Genomic DNA, 6014 nt, shown 5'->3' with positions numbered 1-6014 from the left:
TAATAACTCCTGCGGCTGAAAAGGTATGGGAAAAAACTTTTTCCCATATTTATAAGGGTTTTGGTGGAGAGAAAAATTAAAGGGAGGGGAATCGCCCTTCCCTTTAAGAAGCGACAGCGACGGCGCAGGCTCGCCCGTAGGGCTACGCCCGAGGGCTTCCGCCACAAAGCGTGGCGGACAGGCAAAGTCCTGCACCACCTATTAAGAATTCACAGACCATAACAATACTCCCAAAATATTTATGGACATTTATTTAGAATGTTTTAGTAGTTTGGGTAATTCTGTTGAACATGGACAAAAAATTCCTGTTGCAAAAACTTTGTTTTGGCCAGATGAAGAGATTTATCGGATAGTCAATGAAATGAAAAGATATAATTTTTCAGTATCTATTCCTTATACAGACCCTTTCCCTTATGCTCTTTTTAATCTCAAAGGCAGAAAAATAAGAGATTTTAAAGTAGCACATGATGAATATTTGGCACGAATTAAAAGGTTTGTTGAATATGCACATGACGAAAAAATAAAAGTTTTTCTTTATTTTCCCGTAGGAATAGCAAGTATTTCAACAGGATATTATAAAGAAAAATCAACACAACTTCAGAAGAGATATTTATTAGGATATGAAATAATGGAACATTTTCCTACTTCTTTTACTTATGATTGTAATGGTTTTTCTTCCTGGGAGCGATTAGTTGAAGGTAAAGATAATATTGCCTTTATGAGTTTAGCAAATTTTGATGTTCGCTCTTATTTTGCTGAAAGTTATTTAACAATTGTTGAAAATGTGGATGCCGATGGTATACAATTAGAACCGTTATCTATGCCACTTGATAAAGATGGAGTTTGTATCTTTGGATATGAAAAATCAATGGTAAATGCTTTTATAGAAAATTTTGGGAGAAAACCCAAAAATAATAATGACTCAGATTGGGTTATTTTTCGTGGAAATTGTGCTATTGAATTTGTTAAAGAAATTAAAGAAAAATTATTTTCTTTAAAGCATCCAATAGAATTTTCTACAGTAGGATATAGTTTAAAGGATGATATAAGGCACTTTTGGCCTTGGCAAAAGATGATAAAAGAAGGATTGATTGATGCATTTTACTTTCGGACAACTTCTTCAGAGAATTTACAAGAAAGAATAAGAGAAGTAAAAGAAACCTGTGAGGCAAATAATCCTTATTGTAGATTTGTTGGTTGTTTGGATATTAAGAATTACTCACAATTTAAAAATGAAAAGGAAATTGCAAATGGGGTTAAAAAAATTTTAAATAGTGGAGCTAAATTTTTAGGAATATATGGATTACGATGGACTAAATTTTTTAATAATCCTAAGGAAAGAGATTTAAAAATCTGGGAAAACACTATAAAACAATTGCAAGGAGGTGTTTTATGATAATTACAAATATTACACCGTTAAGGTATTCCCCAGGAAAGTTGGAGTATTTTTCTTTTATTCGTGGAGATGTAGGAGCACAATTTCATCAAGGACCTGAGATTTATCCTTTTTCTGATGGTAGAGTTTTAATATTATGGGGTGCTTATGATATTCAAGAGTGTTCAAAAGATAGTGTAGTTTTATATTCAGAGTCGGATGACCAAGGAATAACATGGTCAGCCCCTCAAGTGTTCTTAAAAACACCCGGTTGCTTGAACAGTGCATTATTGCTTCAAATGAGAAATACTCCAAAGGTCTTATTATTCATAAGAGAGAGTTTTTATGTTGATTATGTGGAAGATAAAAAACACCGGATATTTACAAAATGGGCTGATTATTCAAAAAGTTATTCCCGTATGATTCTCAGAGAATCTAATGATTTAGGAAAAACATGGAGTTTAGGCAGAGAAATGCCATTTTACTGTTTTGAGGCATTACAAATTGAGAGTGGCAGAATTCTTGTTAGCGTTTATTCCTTGGACAAAAGCAAAAAAGAGCAGTTTTATATCGCCTATTTTTTGTATTCTGACGATGAAGGCAAAACATGGGAAAAAAGCAATGATATTATAATGCCAGAAAAAAGAGGAGCGATGGAACCAACATTTGTTGAAGTTTCACCAAATAAAATTTACTGTATTATCCGAAATAAGAGTGGATATCTTTACGAATCTATCTCAGAAGATGGAGGAAAAACATGGCAATCTGCAAAAAAGACACAAATCCCTGCTCCTGAGTCAATGGCAAGATTACTTAAACTTAAAAGTGGAAATGTTCTTTTAGTTTGGAATAATATTCCATCAACTTCTCAACATCCCCGACACCCTTTAGTTACCTCACTTTCTTGTGATGGTTGTGAAAGTTGGAGTGAGCCTAAAATTATTGCCGATGATATTGGATTAAACCAACTAAGTAATCATGGAATATCACAGTTAAAAGATGGTAGAATTCTATTAGGCATTAGCCATTACTATGCAACACTACCATCCTTCGGTGATTTAGAAATGGCAATTTTTGATGAGGAATGGATGAGTTCTCGTTGATTAAATAGTTATATATTTACTGAAACTTTTAAACGACTCTATCATCTAAATATCAACTACTCAGTCAACTTTCGTTGACTGTAAGTAGAGAGAGTAGTCCGCAGGATTAACTCGGGCGTAGTCTACAGGCTATCCCGTAGATAAGTAGTAAGATAAAAACAAAGAAAAATTTCCCCATCCTCCCTTAAAAAAAGGGGAAAGTTCCTTCCTTTAAAAAGGCCTCGCCCGTGGCTATGGCCGAGGGAAGGTTAGGATGGATTTTAAAGAAAGTTTTTTCTTTTGTTACTTAAATATAAACAGGATTTAATGATATTTACAAAATGGAGGTGGTAAAAATGAAGGAAAAAATTATTGGAATAGACCTTGGAACAAGTAATTCCTCAGCAGCAGTGATGGAGGGAGATAAACCAGTTATAATTCCAAGTGCTGAAGGAACAACAATAGTTGGAGGGAAAGCATTCCCTTCTTATGTTGCTTTCACAAAAGATGGACAAATTCTTGTTGGAGAACCAGCAAGAAGACAGGCAGCAGTTAATCCAGAAGGAACTGTCTTTGCAGCAAAAAGAAAAATGGGAACTGATTATAAATATAATATCTATGGGAAAACATACACGCCTGAACAAATTTCTGCTTTTATTCTGCAGAAAATAAAGAAAGACGCAGAAACATTTCTTGGAGTTCCTATTAAGAAAGCAGTTATAACAGTTCCAGCATATTTTAATGATAACCAGAGACAGGCAACAAAAGATGCAGGAACTATTGCGGGGCTTGAAGTTGTAAGATTAATAAACGAACCAACAGCAGCTGCTTTTGCCTATGGTCTCAATAAACTTGACCAGGAACTAAAATTTCTTGTTTTTGATTTTGGTGCAGGAACACTTGATGTAACAATAATGGAAATGATGAGAGGTGTTTTTAAAGTTCTATCAACAAGTGGAAATACACAATTGGGCGGTACAGATATGGATAATGTCTTAATTGATTACATTGTAGGGGAATTTAAAAAAGAAACAGGTATTGACCTAAAACAGGATAAAATGGCAATACAGAGAATAAGAGAAGCAGCAGAAAAAGCAAAAATAGAACTTTCTTCAACTGTTGAAACAGATATAAATCTGCCATTTATAACTGCTGACCAGACGGGACCCAAACACCTTGTAATGAAAATAAGAAGAGCAAAATTGGAAGAACTCATCCAGCCAATTATAGATAAATGTAAAGAACCAATTGATAGAGCAATTGAAGATGCAAAATTAACAAGGAGCGAAATTAAGAAAATAATACTTGTTGGTGGACCAACAAGAATGCCAATAGTTCAGAAATTTATTGAAGAATATATTGGAGTAAAACCAGAAAGAGGAGTTGACCCTATGGAATGTGTATCAATAGGAGCAGCAATTCAAGGGGCAATTCTTGCAGGAGAAATGAAAGATAAAGATATATTGCTTTTAGATGTAACCCCTCTTTCCTTAGGGGTAGAAACATTAGGAGGAGTTTTTACAAAAGTAATAGAAAGAAACACAACAATCCCTACGAAAAAAAGTCAGATATTTACAACTGCTGCGGATAATCAGACATCTGTGGAAGTAAATGTTCTTCAAGGTGAAAGACCTATGGCAAAAGATAATTTAAGTTTAGGTAAATTTCATTTAGATGGTATTCCACCCGCACCAAGAGGAGTACCTCAAATTGAAGTTAGTTTTGATATTGATGCAAATGGTATTTTACATGTTTCTGCAAAGGATTTAGGAACTGGAAAAGAACAATCAATAAGAATAACCGCTTCTAAAAAATTATCACAAGAAGAAATAGAAAAAATGGTAAAAGAAGCAGAAAAACATGCAGAAGAAGACAAAAAAGCCAGAGAACTTATTGATTTGTGCAATCAGGCAGATGGATTGATATATTCAGTAAATAAAACATTAAAGGAGCATGGTGATAAATTAAATGATGCAGAGAAAAAAGCTATAGAGGAGAAAATAAAAAATTTAGATAATTTAATAAAGAGCGAGACAAAAGATGCAGAAAGTATAAAAACAGGAATGAGTGAATTAGAACAAGCATCTCATAAACTTGCTCAAATACTTTATCAACAGGCACAATCATCACAACAACAGCAACAGACAGAAACACCTACATCAGAACAACAACCAACAGAAGAGAAGAAAGAAGATAAAGGAAATGTAGTAGATGCTGAATATAAAGAAGTTGATGATGACAAAAAGAACGAATAACAAAAATATAACGATAGGGTGTAAATTTATACACTTTTGGATTTAATCCGCCAAAAGGCGGGGCAGGCAATGAAAAATTCACTCTCTCTATTGTGAGGATATATCTCTGTTCCTCTGTATCCGCAGGCTCCTACTGGGGATAGCCCGATAGATGAGCCTGCGGAATTACCCCCCAGAGGAATCCTGATGACCAGAAATATAGTAAGCATCTCTTTCAATTTATGTCCTTGTTTGATTTATCTTTATTTGTTTGTTATCATATAACATATTTAAAATAAATATATATTGTCAATAGTTAAAAATTCAAATAGGCAATAATCAAACTAAATACTGAGTGGAAAAAAATGAAAAAACTAACAAGAATTCTTCTAGTAAAATCAGGTATTACACGAAAACCAAAGGACCAATATGGATACTGGGAAGGAATTATAAGTATTGGCATAAACCTGATTTTATTTGGAATTAAGTACTGGGCTGGAATTGTTAGCAAAAGTATTGCTGTCAAAGCAGATGCATTTCATACTTTGTCTGATGTAATTACATCAGTTCTGGTTATTGTTGGTTTTTTCTTTGCTTTACAACCACCAGATAAAAAGCATCCTTTTGGACATGGACGGAGCGAAAAAGTTGCTACGATTGTAATGGCAACACTTCTGTGTGTGATTGGATATGAATTTTTTATTTCTTCTTTGAATCAATTTTTACATCCTGCAGAAATACAGTTCCGGGTTCTATTCGTGGTTGTGTTTTTCATTTCTATATTGCTCAAAGAATTCCTTTATTTTGTCTCTTTAATTATGTATGAAGAAAGTGGTTATGAAGCATTAAAAGCAGATGCCTGGCATCATCGCAGTGATTCCCTTGCCAGTCTTATAGTTATATTGGGTCTTTTTTTCTTCAAAGCCGGCCTGGTCAAATTAGATGGAATATTAGGTATGTTAATTGCCCTTCTTATTGTTTATACAGGACTGGTTTTAATCTTGGAAGTTGGTAGTTTTCTTTTAGGAGAAGCACCATCTCCCGACCTTGAAGAACAAATTCAGAAAATAGTTAAAAACATAGGTGGACAGGGAATTCATCATATCCATATTCACGACTATGCTGGCAAATTGGAAATTACCCTGCATGTAAGGATGAACCCAAATGTTTCTCTTGAACAGGTACACAAAAAAGCTACTTCAATTGAGCAAGCAATTAAGGCAGAAATTCCTAATTGCGAAGTTACCGTCCATTCAGAACCAGAAAATTTAAAATCCAACCCAACAAAAAAATAAAATTTAACCGTCCAGTATAACCGCGGGG

General features: G+C 34.1%; 4 protein-coding genes. All 4 read left to right on the top strand.

The features are described from left to right. Positions 1 to 241: 241 nt before the first annotated feature. Positions 242 to 1396 (top strand): hypothetical protein, encoded by a 1155-nt coding sequence (locus PLW95_07655; protein HOV22529.1) that lies wholly within the window; start codon positions 242 to 244, stop codon positions 1394 to 1396. Beyond that, positions 1393 to 2478 (top strand): sialidase family protein, encoded by a 1086-nt coding sequence (locus PLW95_07650; GenBank protein HOV22528.1) that lies wholly within the window; start codon positions 1393 to 1395, stop codon positions 2476 to 2478. The genes PLW95_07655 and PLW95_07650 overlap by 4 nt, the downstream gene beginning before the upstream one ends. Before the next feature lie 335 nt (positions 2479 to 2813). After that, positions 2814 to 4712 (top strand): molecular chaperone DnaK, encoded by a 1899-nt coding sequence (gene dnaK, locus PLW95_07645; protein ID HOV22527.1) that lies wholly within the window; start codon positions 2814 to 2816, stop codon positions 4710 to 4712. Between the two features lie 344 nt (positions 4713 to 5056). After that, positions 5057 to 5986, top strand: a complete 930-nt coding sequence (locus PLW95_07640) for a cation diffusion facilitator family transporter (protein ID HOV22526.1) — start codon at positions 5057 to 5059, stop codon at positions 5984 to 5986. Positions 5987 to 6014 lie beyond the last annotated feature (28 nt).

It is taken from the genome of bacterium, from assembly GCA_035370465.1.
Classification (GTDB): Bacteria; Ratteibacteria; UBA8468; order B48-G9; family JAFGKM01; genus JAGGVW01.
This window is presented reverse-complemented; position numbering and strand designations above follow the sequence as displayed.

What these genes read in the sequence shown, in the direction of transcription:
- PLW95_07650 (HOV22528.1), top strand. Translation starts at nt 1,393, where the DNA reads ATGATAATTACAAATATTACACCGTTAAGGTATTCCCCAGGAAAGTTG.
- dnaK (HOV22527.1), top strand. Translation starts at nt 2,814, where the DNA reads ATGAAGGAAAAAATTATTGGAATAGACCTTGGAACAAGTAATTCCTCA.
- PLW95_07640 (HOV22526.1), top strand. Translation starts at nt 5,057, where the DNA reads ATGAAAAAACTAACAAGAATTCTTCTAGTAAAATCAGGTATTACACGA.
- PLW95_07655 (HOV22529.1), top strand. Translation starts at nt 242, where the DNA reads ATGGACATTTATTTAGAATGTTTTAGTAGTTTGGGTAATTCTGTTGAA.